Raw genomic sequence first — 19267 nt, 5'->3', positions numbered from 1 at the left:
CGTTAAAGGCGATGGCAGACCAGATGAATATCCTCTGGCTCCAGCGCAAACAGCGCCGGGTCGGGCTTATCCGCTAAGCGACATCCCTGAGCCAGATAAAAATCGACGGTGTTTTTGTTGGGGATCGACGAGATATAGAGGCCGGACGCCCCCATTTCTGGCAGCTGGTGCAGGGCATACTGAAACAGTCGCCGCCCCCAGCCCTGGCCGCGCTTTCCCGCCCCGACATAAAAGAATAATAGCTGGCGCAGCTCGCCATTCATGCCGCGAGGCAGCGTATCCAGCGCCGCTGCGGCAATCATCTGCTCATCGTCAAAAAAGGCGAAAAAAATACCGCCGCGATCGTAACAGGCCTCGTGAATCGGAGTATAAACCTGACGATCGTGAGGGTCCCAGCCACGCACGTCATAATATTCCCGATAAGCCCGCAGCTGACCGTTATCGAGACGGTAGAGCGTATCGATAATTTCGCTGCGGTCTATCTCCCAGAGCTGGTCCAGTTGTTGTCGCGACAGGATGACCGGCGTCATCACCTCTCTCCTTTTTTCACAGATGTTCCCGGCGAGCGATCCCGCCGGGCCAGCCGCTTAGCGTGATACGGCCTTCGGCTTAACGCGTTTTTTCGCGCCCGCAGCGGCAGGCGTCTGGCGCTGATGGGCGATCGGCGTGTGCTTGGTCAACGCCGGACGAGTATGGCGGTTCTGGCGACGCGCTTCACGCATTTCGTCCAGGGTTGGCGCTGGCACCAGGCAGTCGCGGCGGGAGCCAATCAGGTGCTTCTTGCCCATCGCCTCCAGCGCCTGACGGATCAGCGGCCAGTTTGCCGGATCGTGGTAGCGGAGCAGCGCTTTGTGCAGACGGCGCTGTTTATCGCCCTTCGGCACTACCACCTCTTCGCTCTTATAACCAATTTTACCCAGCGGGTTCTTGCCGGTGTAATACATGGTGGTCGAGTTCGCCAGCGGCGACGGATAGAAGTTCTGCACCTGGTCGAGGCGGAAGCGATGCTTCTTCAGCCACAGCGCCAGGTTCACCATATCTTCATCACGGGTCCCCGGATGAGCGGAGATAAAGTACGGGATCAGATACTGCTCTTTACCCGCCTGCTTCGAATAGGTGTCGAACAGCTCTTTAAAGCGGTCGTAGCTGCCCATTCCCGGCTTCATCATCTTCGACAGCGGTCCCTCTTCGGTATGCTCCGGGGCGATCTTCAGATAGCCGCCGACGTGGTGGGTCGCCAGCTCTTTGATATAGCGCGGATCTTCGACCGCGATGTCATAGCGTACCCCGGAGGCGATAAGGATCTTCTTGATGCCCTTCAGCTCGCGAGCGCGGCGATAAAGATTGATCGTCGGCTCATGGTTGGTATCCATGTGCGGGCAAATATCCGGATAGACGCAGGAGAGACGGCGGCAGGTCTGCTCAGCGCGCGGCGATTTACAGCGCAGCATATACATGTTGGCCGTTGGCCCGCCGAGATCGGAGATCACCCCGGTAAAGCCGGGCACGGTGTCGCGAATGGCTTCGATCTCATTAATGATCGAATCCTCAGAACGGCTCTGGATTATGCGTCCTTCGTGCTCGGTGATCGAGCAGAACGAACAGCCGCCGAAGCAGCCGCGCATGATGTTGATTGAGAAGCGGATCATCTCATACGCCGGAATACGCGCATCGCCATAGGAAGGATGCGGCACCCGCTTGTACGGCAGCGCGAAGACGCTGTCCATCTCTTCGGTGGAGAGCGGGATTGCCGGCGGGTTGATCCAGATGTAGCGCTCGCCGTGCTTTTGCATCAGCGCCCGGGCGCAGCCGGGGTTGGTTTCGTGGTGCAAAATGCGCGAGGCGTGAGCGTACAGGACCTTATCGCCTTTCACCTTCTCGAAGGAAGGCAGCAGCACATAGGTTTTTTCCCACGGTTTGGGCCGCGGCGGCTGCACAGTAATGCTTTTCGCTTCCTGTTTTTTCGGCGCGACCGGTTTGTTATCGGCGCACGGCAGATCTTCACCGTACGGATGCGGGATGGGGTCAATTTTACCGGGCGTATCCAGACGGGTGGAGTCCACGCCGCTCCAGCCCGGCAGCGCCTCTTTCACCATGATGGCGGTATTGCGCACATCGCGGATCTGGTCGATGGTTTCGCCCATTGCCAGGCGATGAGCCACTTCCACCAGCGGACGCTCGCCGTTGCCGAACATCAGCATATCGGCCTTGGAGTCCACCAGCACCGAGCGGCGCACGGTGTCGGACCAGTAATCATAGTGGGCGGTACGACGCAGGCTGGCTTCGATGCCGCCGAGGATCACCGGCACATCTTTCCACGCCTCTTTACAGCGCTGGGTATAGACGAGGGTAGCGCGGTCCGGACGTTTGCCCGCCACGTTACCCGCCGTATAGGCATCGTCATGACGTAGTTTACGGTCGGCGGTGTAACGGTTGATCATTGAGTCCATGTTGCCGGCGGTCACGCCGAAGAACAGGTTCGGTTTGCCCAGACGCATAAAGTCGTCTTTGCTGTTCCAGTCCGGCTGGGAGATGATCCCTACCCGGAAACCCTGCGCTTCCAGCATGCGGCCGCAGATAGCCATCCCGAAGCTCGGGTGGTCGACATAGGCGTCGCCGGTGACCAGAATAATGTCGCAGCTATCCCAGCCAAGTTGATCCATCTCTTCACGCGACATCGGTAAAAAGGGCGCAGGGCCAAAACAGGCAGCCCAGTATTGCGGCCAGGAAAAAAGGTCACGATCCGGTTGGATCAGGGATATTGCGCTCATATTGCTTCCGGGGAAAATGATAAAAAAATAACCAAAAGGGCGTGGATTATAAGCCGGAATGATAGTGGAAATGAAGGAGGATTTTCTCAAACCCTGACCGTGCGCCGGCCAGGGTCAAAGAGATTACGGCGCGGGATTCACCAGCATCTGGCCGATCGAGCCGCGATCGGCAAGCTCCAGCGTCTGGCTCAGATACTGGAACGGGAAGTGCGGCCACGACGGTTGAGCGTAATAGACCAGCAGCTCAACCTGCCCGTCGACCCACACGGTGTCCTTCCAGCCGCGATCTTCCGGGAAAGGAGACGAGCCGTTGACATTACGGATCTGGAACATCACCCCTTCAATATGGAACGACTGCGGGCGGTCGGCGCGCACCGTCCAGCGCTCCCAGGTCCCCTGCTGCGCCGTGATATCGATACGCTGCGGATCCCACAGCTGACCGTTGATGCCCGGATCGTCGCCAAGGGTGATATCCCGGCTGCGGATCGGCGTACCGGAGAGCAGCTCGGTCGGCAGCAGGCGCACCGGCAGACTGTCGGTCACCAGCGGCAGCAGCCCGGTCGGACGCAGCGTCAGCACCAGCGTGGAGACCAGGATGCTTGACGGTTCAAAAAAACCGCGGATACGGTCGACGATACTCGCCGCTTCGCCGCAGGTAATGGACACTTCATCGCCGTTAGTCATATCGACCAGAATTTCACGCCGCTCCCCCGGGGCCAGCGATAGCTGCTTGAGCGAAACCGGCGCCGGCAGGAACCCCTGATCGCCGGAAATCACATGCAGCAGTCGGCCATCGCTCATCTGCAGCTGATAGCGCCGGGAGTTGGAAGCGTTCAGCAGGCGCAGGCGCACCCAGCCGCGCGACACTTCAACATACGGGCTCTGCACGCCGTTAACCAGCAGCGTGTCGCCCACAAAGCCGCCGCTGCCCGGTTCGCTATATTCCGGCGTGCCGAAGTTATCCAGCCGTTTATCCTGAATAATCACCGGGAAGTCATCGACGCCATAGTGGTTAGGGATCGGCAGGTTCTTGCTGACCTCGTCTTCCACCAGCCACATGCCCGCCAGACCGTTGTAAACCTGTTTCGCCATCCGGTTCGGCGTGTTGGCCTGATACCACAGCGTCGCCGCGCTCTGGCGGATAGGCAGCACCGGCGCCCAGTCGGCGTTCGGCGACATCATGCGCGCCGCGCCGCCAATCAGCGGGCCAGGCACCTGCAGACCGCGGATGGTCATCGCCACGTTCTCCGTCAGGCGGTTGCTGTAGATAAGCTTGACGTCGTCTCCGTTCCAGACGCGGATCGTCGGCCCCATATAGCGGCCATTGATCCCCCAGACGGGGGCGCGGGTGCCGGGGGTAAACGACCAGTGGGAACGCTGCAGCGTCAGAAACAGCGGCTGGCCGCGACGAGATTCCAGCAGCGGCGGAACCGGCAGCGCAGGCTGCTGGCCGGCGGCATGGGCCTTCAGCGGCGCGGCGCCAGCGCACAGCGCTACGCCGGAAGCCTTAATAAACTGACGCCGACTGAGTGACATATTAACTCCATGACATACTGACAAATGAAAAAGGGAATTCGTTTCCCGCCAGCAATACGCGCGCGTTGGCGGCGTTTCCTGTCTTATTGCTTTCCAGCCGCTTCGCGCTCGGCCACTTCGTTGTCCAGATCAGCGATTTTGGCGGCCATCAGCTCGCGGCAATGCGTCGCCAGCGCGCGCACGTTGTCTTTACCAAACTGCGTGGTATCTACCGGCGGCAGCATTTCCACAATCACCAGACCGTTGTTCCAGCGATTGAGCTTTATTTTATTCGATGTATTCGAGACACACACCGGAATAATCGGCACCCCAGCGGCAATAGCCGCGTGAAAAGCCCCGGTTTTAAACGGCAGCAGGCCGCGGCCGCGGCTACGGGTCCCTTCCGGGAACATCCAGAACGAAATTTTACGCTTTTTAAAAGCGTTGACGACTTCGGCAATAGTGCCGTGCGCTTTGGTTCGGTTATTACGGTCAATCAGCAAATTGCCCGTCAGCCAGTACAGTTGGCCAAAGAACGGGATCCATAGCAGGCTCTTTTTACCTACGGTGACCGTCGGAGCCTGCACGATATTCGACGCCGTCACCATATCATAGTTGTTCTGGTGGTTAGCGATGTAGATCGCGTTGCCATAGCTTTCCGCGTCGGCGGGTTTGCGTAGCTCTACCTTGAGGCCAAATACCGGAGATAAACGGCCAAACAGATGGCCGAAAGTGGCAACGTGTTTTGGATTACGTGGGCTGAACAAGCAGTACAGACAGCCAAGTACGCACACTACGATGCAATAAATGACCACGAAAATTACTCGAAAAATGAATAGCATAGCTACCTCTAAAACCCAAACCGCTTAGAATTATTCGCTGCTGGCAGAAGGCAGGCTCACAAGTTCTGCGCAGGCCGGGACCGTTCTTCCTGGGTCCCTGATGATGGACATTGTTAATCGCAACGCCTGAATAAACAACGATTTTGCGGCATTTTTTCGTCTCCTCCCGTCAAAGACGGGAGGAGACGCGCTTACTCTTCGCTATCGCCTGCCGCGGCACGACGCGGCGAGTCAATTTCCACGCGGTCAATTTTCTGCAGCCCGCGCATCAGCGAACCGCGGCGGCCGCGCTCGCCGGTGACTTTTTGCAGCTCTTCCGGACGCAGTTTGATCTTCCGTTTGCCGACGTGAATGGTCAGCGTACTCTGCGGCGGCAGAACAAACAGATGTGCCAGACCGTCCTGGCCGGCTGCGGCTTCCGCCGCCGGAATGCTGATAATTTTGTTGCCCTTGCCTTTCGACAGCTGCGGCAGATCGCTGACCGGGAACATCAGCATCCGCCCGGCGGCGGTGATGGCCAGCAGCATATCGGACTCATCCTCAATCACCAGCGGCGGCATCACGTGCGCGTTGTCAGGCAGGGTGATTAGCGCTTTACCGGCACGGTTGCGCGCCACCAGATCGTTGAAGGTACAGACGAAACCGTAGCCCGCGTCGGAAGCCATCAGCAGTTTCTGATCGTCGCTTTCCATTAGCATATGCTCCACGGTCGCGCCCGGCGGCAGGGTCAGTTTGCCGGTAAGCGGTTCACCCTGGCCACGCGCGGAAGGCAGAGTAATCGGATCGATGGCATAGCTGCGTCCGGTGGTATCGATAAACACCACCGGCTGGTTGCTCTTGCCCTTCGCCGAGGCTTTCCAGCTGTCGCCCGCCTTATAGCTCAAGCCCTGGGCGTCAATGTCGTGTCCTTTGGCGCTGCGCACCCAGCCCATCTGCGACAGAACGATAGTCACCGGCTCAGACGGCAGCATGTCATGCTCGCTCATCGCTTTCGCTTCTTCACGCTCGTGAAGCGGCGAGCGACGGTCGTCGCCGAAGGCATCGGCATCGGCCTGCAGCTCTTTTTTCAGCAGATTGTTCATCTTACGTTCAGACGCCAGAATCGCCTGCAGCTGGTCGCGCTCTTTTTCCAGCTCGCTCTGCTCGCCGCGGATCTTCATCTCTTCCAGTTTGGCGAGGTGGCGCAGTTTTAATTCCAGAATCGCTTCCGCCTGGGTTTCGCTGATGCCAAAGCGCGACATCAGGGCCGGCTTCGGTTCATCTTCAGTGCGGATGATCTCAATCACTTCATCGATATTAAGAAACGCCACCAGCAAACCTTCGAGGATATGCAGGCGCTTCAGCACTTTCTCTAACCGATGGTTTAGACGGCGACGCACGGTATCGCGACGGAACACCAGCCACTCGCTGAGGATCTCCAGCAGGTTTTTCACCGCCGGGCGGCCGTCAAGGCCGATCATATTGAGGTTGATGCGGTAGCTCTTCTCCAGATCGGTGGTGGCGAACAGGTGGTTCATCACCTGTTCCATATCCACCCGGTTGGAGCGCGGGACAATCACCAGACGGGTCGGGTTTTCGTGGTCCGATTCGTCGCGCAGATCGTCAACCATCGGCAGCTTTTTATTGCGCATCTGCGCCGCAATCTGCTCCAGCACTTTGGCGCCAGAGACCTGATGCGGCAGCGCGCTGATCACCACCGCGCCGTCCTCTTTACTCCACACCGCGCGCATGCGCACTGAGCCGCGCCCGTTTTGGTAGATTTTGCGAATTTCCGCCCGCGAGGTGATGATCTCCGCCTCGGTCGGGAAATCCGGCCCCTGTACGATATCCAGCAGTTCGTCGAGGGTGGTTTTCGGCTGCTCAATCAGCGTAATCGCCGCTTTGGCCACTTCCCGCAGGTTGTGCGGAGGAATATCGGTCGCCATGCCTACCGCGATGCCGGTGGTGCCGTTCAGCAGGATGTTCGGCAGACGCGCTGGCAGCATTTTCGGCTCCTGCAGCGTGCCGTCAAAGTTTGGCACCCAGTCGACCGTCCCCTGCCCCAGCTCGCTGAGCAGCAGCTCGGCATACTTCGACAGGCGGGATTCGGTGTAACGCATGGCGGCGAAAGATTTGGGATCGTCCGGCGCCCCCCAGTTTCCCTGACCATCCACCAGCGGATAGCGGTAAGAGAACGGCTGCGCCATCAGCACCATCGCTTCATAGCAGGCGCTGTCGCCGTGCGGGTGATATTTACCCAACACGTCGCCGACGGTGCGGGCGGACTTTTTGAATTTCGCGCTGGCGTTCAGCCCCAGCTCGGACATCGCATAGACGATGCGACGCTGGACCGGTTTTAAGCCATCGCCAATAAACGGTAATGCCCTGTCCATGATCACGTACATGGAGTAGTTCAGGTAAGCATTTTCCGTAAATTCATGCAGCGCAAGGCGCTCTGCCATATCGCTCATTAATCGTGGATCCTCAATCTGGGTACCGACCGTTCGGACGGCAAAACTACCCGCGATAATACCCGATCTCACGCCCTGAGTCACAGGCCGTGAGATCGGCTGAGGATTCCGCCACGCTTAATCAGGCCAGCGGCAGATAAATATCGGTTTGCAGTTCATGCTCAGCCACCTCATGGACAAAATTGAGGTAACGGAAGTACACCGGAAAATCCCGTAACGTCTCGCCTGAAGCGGGTAACCAGTCGCGATAGAGAAACCAAACGCTGTTCGCCAGCGTGTCCAGCGAGCCGTGATGGCGCACGACGGCGCAGCGTCCGCCGGGGATTTCGCCGTTAATCACGCCAAAGGCGTTTTCACCAACCGGCCGATCGACCGTACCGCAGATATCAAAACGAAATGCCTCCTGCGGGGTGGTCTGCGGATCGTCCCAGGCGATCCCCCAGGTATCGCTGGTGGCGACGGGCGATAGTCCGCTCGTCTTACGCCAGGCGATAAAACGCGCGGCGGTGGCGTTGACAAGGTCCGGGCTACCGCGATGTTGCAGTACGGCTATCCGGGTGGAGGGGCACGAAATAATGTTGACGTCCATCGACGTTTGCTCCTGTAGCGTATGTTTCGGTACGCGTCGATGCCACTCGGCCCAGTCCGGTTGTTGACGGAATTGGGTCGGGCTTTGGTCAAACGCGGTACGGAAGGCACGACTGAACGACTCCGCATTCTGAAATCCGGCATCAAGGGCAATATCGATGACTTTATCGCGGGGGTTGAACGCCAGGCGCCAACAGGCGCGTCGCAGACGCAACCACTGAATATACCGGTACAATGGAATGCCGGTATAAGCGCTAAATTGCCGGTGAAAATGGTAAGGCGAACTGTGCGCTATCGCGCTCAGCGTCTCCAGCGACAGCGGCTCATCAAGATGGCGCGCAATGTACCTACAGACGCGCTGGAAGCGCCCGACATACGCCGGGCTGGCCTTAATATCGTTCATCGTCTCCTCCTCGCGACATACTCTGACAGAGCGAGGATCGCGATTCCTGACCGATCTTGCGCTTATCCGACGGAGACTTATGGCGCGATTTTACGGATCTGTTTAACGTCGATTTCTACCGAGTTCCAGTCCTTATCGACTTCCCCCTGAATTTCTACTGTGTCCTGCGGGCCGACGGTCACGCCGTTCCAGCGCTTGTGGTCGATATCGACATTGATCACCCCGGAAGCATCCTGGAATTTATACAGGTCATCAGAGATGCGCTCGACGATTTTACCGCGCAGGGTCACCCAGGTGTCATCACGCAGCGACTTGGCGTTCGCCACGGTGGTCACCGCGCCGCTCGGCCCGGTGAAGCCGCCAGCCTGGGTGGTAGTGGTAGTCGACGGTCCGGTGAATCCTCCCTGCCCGGCGGCCAGTACCGGCATGGAAACCAAAGCAATAATCGCGGTCATCGCAGCAATTTTTTTCATCTTATATTCTCCCTTTTGTGTTGGTATGGCTCCTATTACGCCCGACAAAACTTAACGACTTCTTAAGCGGAAAAAAGAAATTTTAATGCTGTACATCACCCGCTTCAACGCGGTTTACTGCGCAAAGAAACGGGATCGTCGGAGGGAAACATGCGCATATTACTGGTGGAAGATGACAAGCTTATCGGCGACGGCATCAAAGCCGGGCTGAGCAAAATGGGCTTTAGCATTGACTGGTTTACCGCCGGGCTGGAGGGCAAAAATGCCTTATACAGCGCCCCCTACGACGCCGCAATCCTTGACCTCACCCTACCCGGCATCGATGGCCTCGATATTCTGCGCGAATGGCGCGATAAAGGCCGCCATGAGCCGGTGCTGATCCTCACCGCCCGCGATGCCCTCAGCCAGCGGGTGGAGGGCCTGCGCCTGGGCGCCGATGACTACCTGTGCAAACCTTTCGCCCTGATTGAGGTGGCAGCGCGCCTCGAAGCGTTGATCCGCCGCGCGCACGGCCAGAGCAGCAGCGAACTGCGCCACGGCAAGGTGATCCTCGATCCGAACCGCTTAACCGCCAGCCTCGACGGCGAAAGCCTTGCGCTGAAGCCGAAGGAGTTCGCCCTGCTGGAACTGCTTATGCGCAACGCCGGGCGCGTATTGCCGCGTAAGCTTATCGAGGAAAAGCTCTACACCTGGGACGACGAGGTCTCCAGCAACGCCGTGGAAGTTCACGTCCATCATCTGCGCCGCAAGCTCGGCAGCGACTTTATCCGTACCGTCCACGGCATCGGCTATACCCTGGGTGACGCATGAAACGACTTGCCCGCCTGAGCCTGCGCCTGCGCCTGACGCTGCTGTTTGCCGTACTGACCACCGCCGCCTGGGGGATGGCCAGCGTTATCGCCTGGCAGCAGACCAGCAAAAAGCTGGATAAGCTGTTCGATACCCAGCAGCTGCTGTTCGCTCGCCGCCTGAGCGTCATGCATTTCGATGAACTGCGCGCCCCGCCCGCCTTGCTCGGGGAAAAGAAAAAGGTACGCCACGGGCACATCGACGACGACGCGCTGGCGTTCGCCATCTTCACCCGCGACGGCAAAATGGTGCTTAATGACGGCGAGAACGGAGAGGATATTCAGTGGAATTCGCAGCGCGAGGGATTCAGCGATGGCTATCTGCGTGACGACGATGACGAGTGGCGTTTCCTGTGGTTAACCACCGCCGACGGCCGCTACCGCATCGCCGTCGGCCAGGAGTGGGATTACCGGCGCGAAATGGCGATGGATATCGTGACCTCGCAGCTCACCCCGTGGATGGTTGCCCTGCCGCTGATGTTCGTGCTGCTCATCGTGCTGTTAAGCCGCGAGCTGGCGTCATTGAAAAATCTGGCGCGCACGCTGCGCCTGCGCGCGCCGGACTCGGCGGATTCGCTCAGCGTGGAGAAGATCCCCGCCGAAGTTCGCCCGCTGGTCGAAGCGCTGAATCAGCTGTTCCGACGCACTCACGACGCCATGCTGCGCGAGCGTCGGTTTACCTCTGATGCCGCCCATGAGCTACGCAGCCCGCTGGCGGCGCTGAAGGTGCAGACCGAAGTCGCCCAACTCTCCCTGGACGATCCCGAAGGGCGTGAGAAAGCGTTGGATCAGCTCCACCAGGGGATCGATCGCGCCACCCGACTGGTGGATCAGCTGCTGACGCTGTCGCGGCTGGACTCGCTCGCCCAACTGGATGATGTGCAGCAGGTCGCTATCGCCGATCTGCTGCAGTCGGCAGTGATGGAGATGTATCACCCGGCGCAGCAGTCCGGGATTGAGCTGCGCCTGCATCTTAATGCCAGCCACATCGTCCGCATCGGCCAGCCGCTGCTGCTCAGTCTGCTGGTGCGCAATCTGCTGGATAACGCCGTACGCTATAGCCCTCGCGGCAGCCAGGTCGATATCACGCTCAACGCCCGCGAGTTCCGGGTGCGCGATAACGGCCCAGGCATTAGCCCGCAGGCGCTCTCGCGCATTGGCGAGCGTTTTTATCGTCCGCCGGGGCAGGAGGCGCCGGGCAGCGGCCTGGGCTTGTCGATCGTCCGGCGCATCGCCTCGCTGCACGGCATGCAGGTTGATTTTGCCAACGCGCGCGACGGCGGCTTCGAGGCCCGCGTGTACTGGTAGCGAGATTATTGCTCATTTGGCAAAAGACTTTGCACATTTTGCTCATTTTACTGCCCCGCTTCGCGGGGTAAGATCGTCGGCAAATTTTCATATATGAGGGTAAAAAATGAGCAACATCCTGATTATCAATGGGGCGAAAAAGTTCGCGCACTCTAATGGTCAACTGAACGACACCCTGACCGAGGTCGCGGAGAGTTATCTGCGCGACGCCGGGCACGATGTTAAAAGCGTTCGCGCCGAAAGCGAGTACGACGTAAAAGAAGAAGTACAGAATTTCCTGTGGGCCGATGTGGTGATCTGGCAGATGCCGGGCTGGTGGATGGGCGCTCCGTGGACGGTGAAAAAATATATGGATGACGTCTTTACCGAAGGCCACGGCTCGCTGTACGCCAGCGATGGCCGTACCCGCTCCGACGCCAGCAAAAAATATGGCTCCGGCGGCCTGGTGCAGGGGAAAAAATATATGCTTTCTCTGACCTGGAACGCGCCGATGGAAGCCTTCACCGACAAAGACCAGTTCTTCCACGGCGTCGGCGTTGACGGCGTTTACCTGCCGTTCCATAAAGCCAATCAGTTCCTCGGCATGGAGGCATTGCCGACCTTTATCGCCAACGACGTGATTAAAATGCCTGATGTCCCACGGTATATCGCAGAATATCGCAAGCATCTGGCGGAAATTTTTGGTTAACTAGGGGTCTATGCTCTACATATTTCGAGTTATTGGAACCTGGAGTATGACAAGATCCACACAGAAGGAGTTGAGTTAACCATGTTAACAGTGATTGCAGAAATCCGTACCCGCCCGGGCCAGCACCACCGCCAGGCGGTTCTCGATCAGTTCGCGAAAATTATTCCTACCGTTTTGCAGGAGGCCGGCTGCCACGGCTATGCCCCGATGGTGGATCATGCCGCCGGCGTCAGCTTCCAGACCACAGCGCCCGACTCTATCGTCATGGTCGAGCAGTGGGAAAGCGTCGCGCATCTTGAAGCACACCTGCAAACCCCGCACATGAAGGCCTGGTCGGAAGCGGTCAAAGGCGATGTGCTGGAGACCAGCATCCGTATTCTGCAGGCTGGCGTTTAAGTCCGCCGACTCAGTAATGCCATGAAAAAGGGAGCCTGAGGCTCCCTTTTACGTCTGGCGCAGCGTACAGACTTACACTTCCAGATCCGCCATATCGCCCTTCTCCTGCAGCCAGTTGCGACGATCTTCCGAACGCTTTTTGGCCAGCAGCATATCCATTATCGCCGTGGTCTGCTGCTCGTCCTCATCGCTGATCACCAGCTGCACCAGGCGGCGGGTATTCGGGTCAAGGGTGGTTTCGCGCAGCTGCATCGGGTTCATCTCACCGAGCCCTTTAAAGCGCTGGACGTTTGGCTTGCCCTTCTTGCGCTTCAGCTGCTCCAGCACGCCGGTTTTTTCTTCTTCCGTCAGCGCGTAGTAAACCTCTTTACCGAGGTCGATACGGTACAGCGGCGGTAGCGCCACATAGACGTGCCCCTCTTTCACGAGGGTACGGAAATGTCTTACGAACAGCGCGCACAGCAGGGTGGCAATGTGCAGACCATCGGAGTCCGCATCCGCCAGAATACAAATTTTACCGTAGCGCAGCTGGCTTAAATCATCGCTATCCGGGTCAATACCAATCGCCACCGAAATGTCGTGCACTTCTTGCGAAGCTAACACTTCATCGGAAGAGACTTCCCAGGTATTAAGGATCTTGCCCTTCAGCGGCATGATCGCCTGATATTCGCGATCGCGCGCCTGCTTGGCTGAGCCGCCCGCAGAATCCCCTTCGACAAGGAACAGCTCGGTACGGTTCAGATCCTGGGCGGTACAGTCCGCCAGCTTACCCGGCAGCGCCGGACCGCTGGTCAGCTTTTTGCGCACCACTTTTTTGGCCGCGCGCAGACGGCGCTGGGCGCTGGAGATGGCCATCTCCGCCAGCAGCTCCGCGGCCTGCACGTTCTGATTCAGCCACAGGCTGAAGGCGTCCTTCACCACGCCGGAGACGAACGCCGCGCACTGGCGCGACGACAGACGCTCTTTGGTTTGCCCGGCGAACTGCGGATCCTGCATCTTCACCGACAGCACGTACGCGCAGCGATCCCAGATATCTTCCGCTGACAGCTTCACGCCGCGCGGCAGGATATTACGGTACTCGCAGAACTCACGCATCGCGTCGAGCAGCCCCTGACGCAGACCGTTAACGTGCGTTCCGCCCTGCATGGTCGGGATCAGGTTCACGTAGCTCTCGGTCAGCAGCTCGCCGCCTTCCGGCAGCCACAGCAGCGCCCAGTCCACCGCCTCCGTCTCGCCGGAGAAGGCGCCGACGAATGGTTTTTCCGGCAGCAGCGGCAGGCCGTTCACCGCTTCGCTCAGGTAATCGTTCAGGCCATCGGCATAGCACCAGCTCTGCTCGCTGTTGTTCACCTGGTCGCGGAAAACAATTTCCACGCCCGGGCACAGCACCGCTTTCGCTTTTAACAGGTGGGTCAGACGTGAAACGGAAAAGCGCGGGCTGTCGAAGAAGCTTTCGTCCGGCCAGAAATGGACGCTGGTCCCGGTATTGCGTTTGCCGCAGGTGCCGGTGACGTGCAGGTCTTCCACTTTTTCACCATTTTCAAAGGCGATGCTGTAGACCTGACCGTCGCGACGCACGTTGACCTCCACGCGTTTTGACAGGGCGTTGACCACCGAGATCCCCACCCCGTGCAGGCCGCCGGAAAACTGATAGTTTTTATTGGAAAACTTACCGCCCGCATGCAGCCGGCAGAGGATCAGCTCAACCGCCGGCACGCCCTCTTCCGGGTGGATGTCGACCGGCATCCCACGACCATCGTCAATGACCTCCAGGGACTGGTCGGCATGAAGGATAACTTCCACGCGTTTGGCGTGGCCTGCCAGCGCTTCATCCACACTGTTATCAATAACTTCCTGACCAAGATGGTTAGGACGAGTGGTGTCGGTATACATGCCCGGACGGCGGCGCACCGGCTCTAGCCCGGTGAGTACCTCAATGGCATCAGCATTATATGAAGATTGCGTCATGGTGTGTATTCGTAGGTCGTTCAGGGCCGTTTAGCGCAGGCCGAGAAATTCGATAATCTGAGTGAAATGATCGTCAAAGCCGACAAATGCGTGATTACCGCCCTCCTCTACCGTCTGCCGGCAAGAGGCGTAGTAATGAACGGCCTGGCGGTAATCAAGCACTTCATCCCCGGTCTGCTGCAGCAGCCAGAGTAAATCCGGCGCTTCGAGCGGGTCGATTTGCATGACTTTGAGATCGTAAATATGGCGAGACTCTAGCACATATTGCTGCCCGGTGTATGGATTCTCATTGTGGCCGAGAAAATTGTTTAGTAGTTCAAACGGCCGCACCGCCGGGTTAACCACCACCGCCGGCAGCATAAAGCACTGCGAAAGCCAGGTCGCGTAGTAGCCGCCCAGCGACGATCCTACGACCCCCAGCGGCTCGCCTCCGTGCTCCAGCACGATGGACTCCAACAGCTCCGCCGTTTCCGCCGGGTAAGGCGGCAACTCCGGCACCACCATGGTGATCTCTGGATAGTGCTGCGCCAGCCAGGTCTTTAACGCCGTCGCCTTCGCCGAGCGCGGAGAGCTGTTAAAGCCGTGCAGATAAAGGAGCGTCGCCATCAGTAGCCTTCTGAAGCAATATCCGGATGAAACGCGGCGCCTTCCAGGCGGCACACTTCGGTGGTCAGCGTCCCGTCAGGGTGAAGCTCCAGCCAGCGCCAGCCCGGTGACACCGTATCCAGAGTGAAATTGGCACAGTGCGGTTTAAACTGGACGCAGGTCGACGGCGTCGCCATCATGCGCCGGCCATTCCAGTCGAGATCCAGTTCCTGATGAATATGGCCGCACAAAAGATGCTTCACCCGCGGCCAGGCGCTCAACGCGCTGTCCAGCGCGCCGGCGTTGCGCAGACTATGCTGATCCAGCCAGCTGCAGCCGGCCGGCAGCGGATGATGGTGCAGCAGGAGTAAGGTATAGCGCTCCGGCGCCTCCGCCAGCTTATGTTCGAGCCACTCCAGCTGGAAGTCGCTCAGCTCGCCATGGGGAACGCCAAACACCTGGCTGTCGAGCAGCAGGATCTGCCAGCGATCGCCGAGAAACACGCGCTTGGCAGGGGAAATGCCCGCCTCCTGCAGGGTGCTGTACATCGCCGGCTGGAAATCATGGTTGCCCGGTAGCCAGACGCAGGGTGCAGCAAAACTCGCGATGCCCTCAGCAAAATGCTGATAGGCCGCGGAGGAGTGGTCCTGCGCCAGATCGCCTGTTGCGACAATCAGATCGCATGGACGCTGTGAGGCATGAATGGCCGACAGTACGGCCTGATAGCTATCCCAGGTATTGATGCCTAACAACGTTTCATGCTTTTCAGCAAACAGGTGAGTATCAGTAATTTGTAATATCCTGACTCTGGCCTCACCAGCCAGAGGTAGGTTTAACAGGCTTTCCAAATGGTGTCCTTAGGTTTAACGACGCTAACAAACCGGAATCGCCATCGCTCCATGTGCTAAACAGTAACGCAGCCAGTCGGCCAAAAACTGGTTAATTTGATGCTTTTCGTCGCGTTGATGCAACTTTTTATTAGGATAATCATATCGCGCTTTGAAGCGAAAGATCTGCTGACTCGAACACACTTCGGCCACCATGGCGTCATGGTAGAGGCGGACGGTCATCGATGGCAGGCTCCAGTAGCTCACTGCAGGCAGAGTCTGCTCTATTGCCACCAGAGTAGTGTAGCGGGTCGATTCAACTATCGTTAACCGATACTGCGCGCTTCCCACCTGATAGCTTACCTTCTCACCCGCTGCATCCGTTCGCGGCAACAGGCGGCGCAACTGCGCGAAATTGGTCTCGCACAGGCGCATCATCTCAGGGAAGTCAGGTGTATAACGCTTCATTTTGTCCACTCATTTCGTAAATTGTGATAATGCAATTGCAGCCATTGCAAGGCGATGACAGAGGCTGCGTTGTCGATTTTCCCCTCTTCTACCCACTGGTAAGCCTGCTCCCGACTCACCACATGCACCCGAATATCCTCGTTTTCCTCGGCCAGGCCGTGAATGCCTTTTGCCGTCGATGCATCAACTTCTCCCACCAGGATCGATAACCGTTCGCTGGTGCCGCCGGGACTGGCCAGATAGCTTAATATTGGTTTCGTCCGCCTAACTTCAAGCCCGGCCTCCTCCAGCGCTTCCCGACGGGCAACATCTTCCACCGTTTCACCCGCTTCAATCATGCCGGCGACCATCTCCAGCAGCCACGGGCTCTCGCTGGTATCATAGGCGGCGATACGGATTTGTTCGACCAGCACCACTTCGTCGCGCACCGGGTCAAAGGGTAGCAAGACGGCGGCGTGCCCGCGCTCAAAAATTTCACGGGTGATTTCGCCACTCATGCCGCCGTTAAACAGGCGGTGGCGAAAACGGTATAAATCGAGCGAAAAAAAACCACGATATAGCGTTTCGCGTGCAATAATTTCTACATCATTTTTGGAGAAGGTAATTCCCTGCTGCGTGGGTTTGCTCATTGTCATGTCCTGCGAATCTGAAATTAGGGATTTCCAAACCGTTTGGCTACCGTTTTACGGCCCGTATGTTAGATTGGTGCAAATTACCGCCGGATGGCACGTAACGCCAACTTTTTACGGCGGCAGAATCGATACAATCAGCGGAATTTTTCTTAGAATTAGACCAGCGCTAAATGCTTCACAACAAGGAATGCAAATGAAGAAATTGCTCCCCATTCTTATCGGCCTGAGCCTGACCGGGTTCAGCGCCATGAGCCAGGCGGAAAACCTGCTTCAGGTTTACCAGCAGGCACGCATCAGCAACCCCGATCTGCGTAAATCGGCAGCCGATCGTGACGCCGCGTTCGAAAAGATCAACGAAGCGCGCAGTCCATTACTGCCTCAGCTTGGGCTGGGAGCGGATTATACCTATAACAATGGCTATCGCGACAGCAACGGCATCAATTCAAACGTCACCAGCGGCTCGCTGCAGTTAACGCAGGTTCTGTTTGATATGTCGAAATGGCGCGCCCTGACGCTGCAGGAAAAAACGGCAGGGATTCAGGATGTCACGTATCAGACCGATCAGCAAACACTGATTCTGAATACCGCGACGGCCTATTTTAAAGTGCTGGCCGCCATCGATACGCTTTCCTATACCGAAGCGCAGAAACAGGCTATTTACCGCCAGTTGGATCAAACCACGCAGCGCTTTAACGTAGGCCTGGTGGCGATCACCGACGTGCAGAACGCCCGTTCACAATACGATGCCGTGCTGGCGAACGAAGTCACCGCGCGTAACGATCTCGACAACGCCGTCGAAGAACTGCGTCAGGTCACCGGTAACTACTATCCGGAGCTGGCCTCCCTGAACGTGAATGGCTTCAAAACCAACAAGCCGCAGGCGGTCAACGCCCTGCTGAAGGAAGCGGAGAACCGCAACCTGTCGCTGCTGCAGGCGCGTCTGAACCAGGACCTGGCTCGCGAGCAGATTCGCCAGGCGCAGGACGGCCATTTGCCGACGCTCAGCCTATCCGCGTCGAGTGGGATATCGAATACTAGCTACAGTGGTTCAAAAACCCATAATAATCCTCAGCAATACCAGGATAACGATGCCGGGCAGAACCAAATCGGCCTGAACTTCTCTCTGCCACTGTACCAGGGCGGCGCGGTGACCTCGCAGGTCAAGCAGGCACAATACAACTTCGTTGGCGCCAGCGAGCAGCTGGAAAGCGCCCACCGCAGCGTCGTGCAGACTGTGCGTTCATCGTTTAACAACGTGAACGCCTCCATCAGCAGCATCAACGCCTACAAACAGGCGGTGGTCTCTGCGCAAAGCTCCCTGGATGCCATGGAAGCAGGCTACTCGGTGGGTACGCGTACTATCGTTGACGTCCTCGACGCCACCACTACGCTGTATAACGCTAAGCAGCAGCTCTCGAATGCGCGCTACAACTACCTGATCAACGAGCTGAACATTAAATCGGCGTTAGGTACCCTGAACGAGCAGGATCTGGTCGCCCTGAACAACACGCTGGGTAAACCCATCTCCACCTCCGCAGATAGCGTCGCGCCGGAAAATCCGCAACAGGATGCCACCGCTGATGGCTACGGCAACACTACCGCGGCGGTGAAGCCGGCGTCCGCACGGACCACCCAGAGCAGCGGCAGCAATCCGTTCCGTCAGTAATTCTCATACTGTGATGCGCATCGCCTGTCCGTCGGACAGGCGATGCGTTAAACGTAAGGCAACGTAAAGATCCCCCGCTTAGCGCCCCTCTTCGCTTCATTTTCCACCACTCATCCTCTATCCTGAGCGTTAACACACGCCATACCACTGGGTCCTGGAAGACAAATATGAAACGGACAAAAAATATTAATCATTCGTCGTTCCGCAAAAGCTGGAGCGCACGCCATCTGACGCCGGTCGCGCTGGCCGTTACCGCGGTCTTTATGCTCGCCGGTTGTGAAAAAAGCGACGAAACGGTGTCGCTGTACCAGAACGCCGATGACTGCTCCGCCGCCAACCCGGGCAAAGCAGCCGAATGCACCACGGCCTACACCAACGCGGTAAAAGAGGCAGAGCGCACTGCGCCGAAGTATGCCACCCGCGAAGACTGCGTCGCCGAGTTTGGCGAAGGCCAGTGCCAGCAGACGCCAGCCCAGGCGGGCGTCGCCCCGGAAAACCAGGCGCAGGCGCAAAGCAGCGGCAGCTTCTGGATGCCGCTGATGGCCGGCTACATGATGGGCCGCCTGATGGGCGGCGGCATGGCGCAACAGCAGCCGCTGTTCAGCTCGAAAAATCCGGCCAGCCCGGCCTACGGTCAGTACACTGACGCCAGCGGCAAGAGCTATGGCGCCGCCCAGCCGGGCCGCACCATAAATGTGCCGAAAACCGCGATGGCGCCGAAGCCAGCCACCACCACCACCGTCACCCGCGGCGGCTTTGGCGAGTCGGTAGCGAAACAGTCGACCATGCAGCGTAGCGCCGCAGGCTCAACGTCCTCTTCTCGCTCAATGGGCGGCTAA

Annotated in this window: 17 protein-coding genes and 1 pseudogene; 6 read left to right on the top strand and 12 right to left on the bottom strand. The window is 58.2% G+C overall.

The genetic code is table 11. From position 1 onward, the window contains the following. Positions 1-2: 2 nt before the first annotated feature. The 7 genes and pseudogenes from KHQ26_RS14970 to KHQ26_RS14940 all read right to left on the bottom strand — a co-directional run bounded on the left by KHQ26_RS14970 (position 3) and on the right by KHQ26_RS14940 (position 9042). Complete coding sequence (locus KHQ26_RS14970) at positions 3-530, bottom strand: GNAT family N-acetyltransferase (RefSeq protein WP_004150920.1); 528 nt, start codon at positions 528-530, stop codon at positions 3-5. Further along, positions 530-2861, bottom strand: a pseudogene (locus KHQ26_RS14965) (YgiQ family radical SAM protein). The gene KHQ26_RS14970 and the pseudogene KHQ26_RS14965 overlap by 1 nt, the downstream one beginning before the upstream one ends. Positions 2862-2894: 33 nt before the next feature. After that, complete coding sequence (gene ftsP / locus KHQ26_RS14960) at positions 2895-4307, bottom strand: cell division protein FtsP (RefSeq protein WP_004144547.1); 1413 nt, start codon at positions 4305-4307, stop codon at positions 2895-2897. Positions 4308-4390: 83 nt separating this feature from the next. Further along, positions 4391-5128, bottom strand: coding sequence for a 1-acylglycerol-3-phosphate O-acyltransferase (plsC, locus tag KHQ26_RS14955; RefSeq protein WP_002916826.1), 738 nt, complete (start codon positions 5126-5128; stop codon positions 4391-4393). Positions 5129-5319: 191 nt separating this feature from the next. Further along, on the bottom strand, positions 5320-7578 hold the full coding sequence (gene parC, locus KHQ26_RS14950) for a DNA topoisomerase IV subunit A (protein ID WP_004181324.1): 2259 nt from the start codon (positions 7576-7578) through the stop codon (positions 5320-5322). 121 nt (positions 7579-7699) lie between these two features. Then, the gene (locus KHQ26_RS14945) at positions 7700-8569 is read right to left on the bottom strand and encodes an AraC family transcriptional regulator (protein WP_002916831.1); all 870 of its coding nucleotides are present in this window, start codon (positions 8567-8569) and stop codon (positions 7700-7702) included. Between the two features lie 77 nt (positions 8570-8646). Further along, positions 8647-9042 carry a YgiW/YdeI family stress tolerance OB fold protein gene (locus KHQ26_RS14940; RefSeq protein ID WP_002916833.1) on the bottom strand — a complete coding sequence of 132 codons (396 nt, stop codon included), beginning with the start codon at positions 9040-9042 and terminating at the stop codon, positions 8647-8649. A 150-nt stretch (positions 9043-9192) separates the two neighbouring features. Here KHQ26_RS14940 and qseB point away from each other — a divergent pair, with 150 nt between their 5' ends. The 4 genes from qseB to KHQ26_RS14920 all read left to right on the top strand — a co-directional run bounded on the left by qseB (position 9193) and on the right by KHQ26_RS14920 (position 12282). Next, the gene (qseB, locus tag KHQ26_RS14935) at positions 9193-9852 is read left to right on the top strand and encodes a quorum sensing response regulator transcription factor QseB (RefSeq protein WP_002916836.1); all 660 of its coding nucleotides are present in this window, start codon (positions 9193-9195) and stop codon (positions 9850-9852) included. Further along, positions 9849-11198, top strand: a complete 1350-nt coding sequence (qseC, locus tag KHQ26_RS14930) for a quorum sensing histidine kinase QseC (RefSeq protein ID WP_020803683.1) — start codon at positions 9849-9851, stop codon at positions 11196-11198. Before qseB ends, qseC begins: the two co-directional genes overlap by 4 nt. A 106-nt stretch (positions 11199-11304) precedes the next feature. After that, the gene (locus KHQ26_RS14925) at positions 11305-11886 is read left to right on the top strand and encodes an NAD(P)H-dependent oxidoreductase (RefSeq protein WP_002916840.1); all 582 of its coding nucleotides are present in this window, start codon (positions 11305-11307) and stop codon (positions 11884-11886) included. 81 nt (positions 11887-11967) lie between these two features. Beyond that, a complete protein-coding gene (locus tag KHQ26_RS14920) occupies positions 11968-12282 on the top strand; it encodes a putative quinol monooxygenase (protein WP_004181328.1) in 315 nt (104 codons plus the stop codon). Positions 12283-12354: 72 nt separating this feature from the next. Here the strand turns inward: KHQ26_RS14920 and parE are convergent, their stop codons facing one another. Genes parE through nudF form a run of 5 tightly spaced genes read right to left on the bottom strand, consistent with a single transcriptional unit; the run spans position 12355 to position 16759 of the window. Then, positions 12355-14250: a DNA topoisomerase IV subunit B gene (gene parE, locus KHQ26_RS14915; RefSeq protein WP_002916844.1), complete on the bottom strand. Its 1896-nt coding sequence runs from the start codon at positions 14248-14250 to the stop codon at positions 12355-12357. A gap of 30 nt (positions 14251-14280) precedes the next feature. After that, entirely contained in the window at positions 14281-14856 is a 576-nt protein-coding gene (yqiA, locus tag KHQ26_RS14910; RefSeq protein WP_002916845.1) for an esterase YqiA, read from the bottom strand. Further along, positions 14856-15683, bottom strand: coding sequence for a 3',5'-cyclic-AMP phosphodiesterase (cpdA, locus tag KHQ26_RS14905; RefSeq protein WP_002916846.1), 828 nt, complete (start codon positions 15681-15683; stop codon positions 14856-14858). Before cpdA ends, yqiA begins: the two co-directional genes overlap by 1 nt. 24 nt (positions 15684-15707) lie before the next feature. After that, a complete protein-coding gene (locus tag KHQ26_RS14900; protein ID WP_002916847.1) occupies positions 15708-16130 on the bottom strand; it encodes a DUF1249 family protein in 423 nt (140 codons plus the stop codon). Then, a complete protein-coding gene (gene nudF / locus KHQ26_RS14895) occupies positions 16127-16759 on the bottom strand; it encodes an ADP-ribose diphosphatase (protein ID WP_014906915.1) in 633 nt (210 codons plus the stop codon). The genes KHQ26_RS14900 and nudF overlap by 4 nt, the downstream gene beginning before the upstream one ends. Positions 16760-16955: 196 nt before the next feature. On the opposite strand from nudF, the gene tolC reads away from it, so the two are divergent. Both tolC and KHQ26_RS14885 read left to right on the top strand, forming a co-directional pair. After that, entirely contained in the window at positions 16956-18428 is a 1473-nt protein-coding gene (tolC, locus tag KHQ26_RS14890; RefSeq protein ID WP_004174363.1) for an outer membrane channel protein TolC, read from the top strand. Between the two features lie 167 nt (positions 18429-18595). Beyond that, positions 18596-19267: a DUF1190 family protein gene (locus tag KHQ26_RS14885; RefSeq protein ID WP_004181330.1), complete on the top strand. Its 672-nt coding sequence runs from the start codon at positions 18596-18598 to the stop codon at positions 19265-19267.

The sequence above is a fragment of the Klebsiella sp. 10 genome (assembly GCF_018223925.1).
GTDB lineage: Bacteria > Pseudomonadota > Gammaproteobacteria > Enterobacterales > Enterobacteriaceae > Klebsiella > Klebsiella pneumoniae.
The sequence above is the reverse complement of the archived record's forward strand: the minus strand, read 5'-3'. Positions and strand labels throughout refer to the sequence as shown.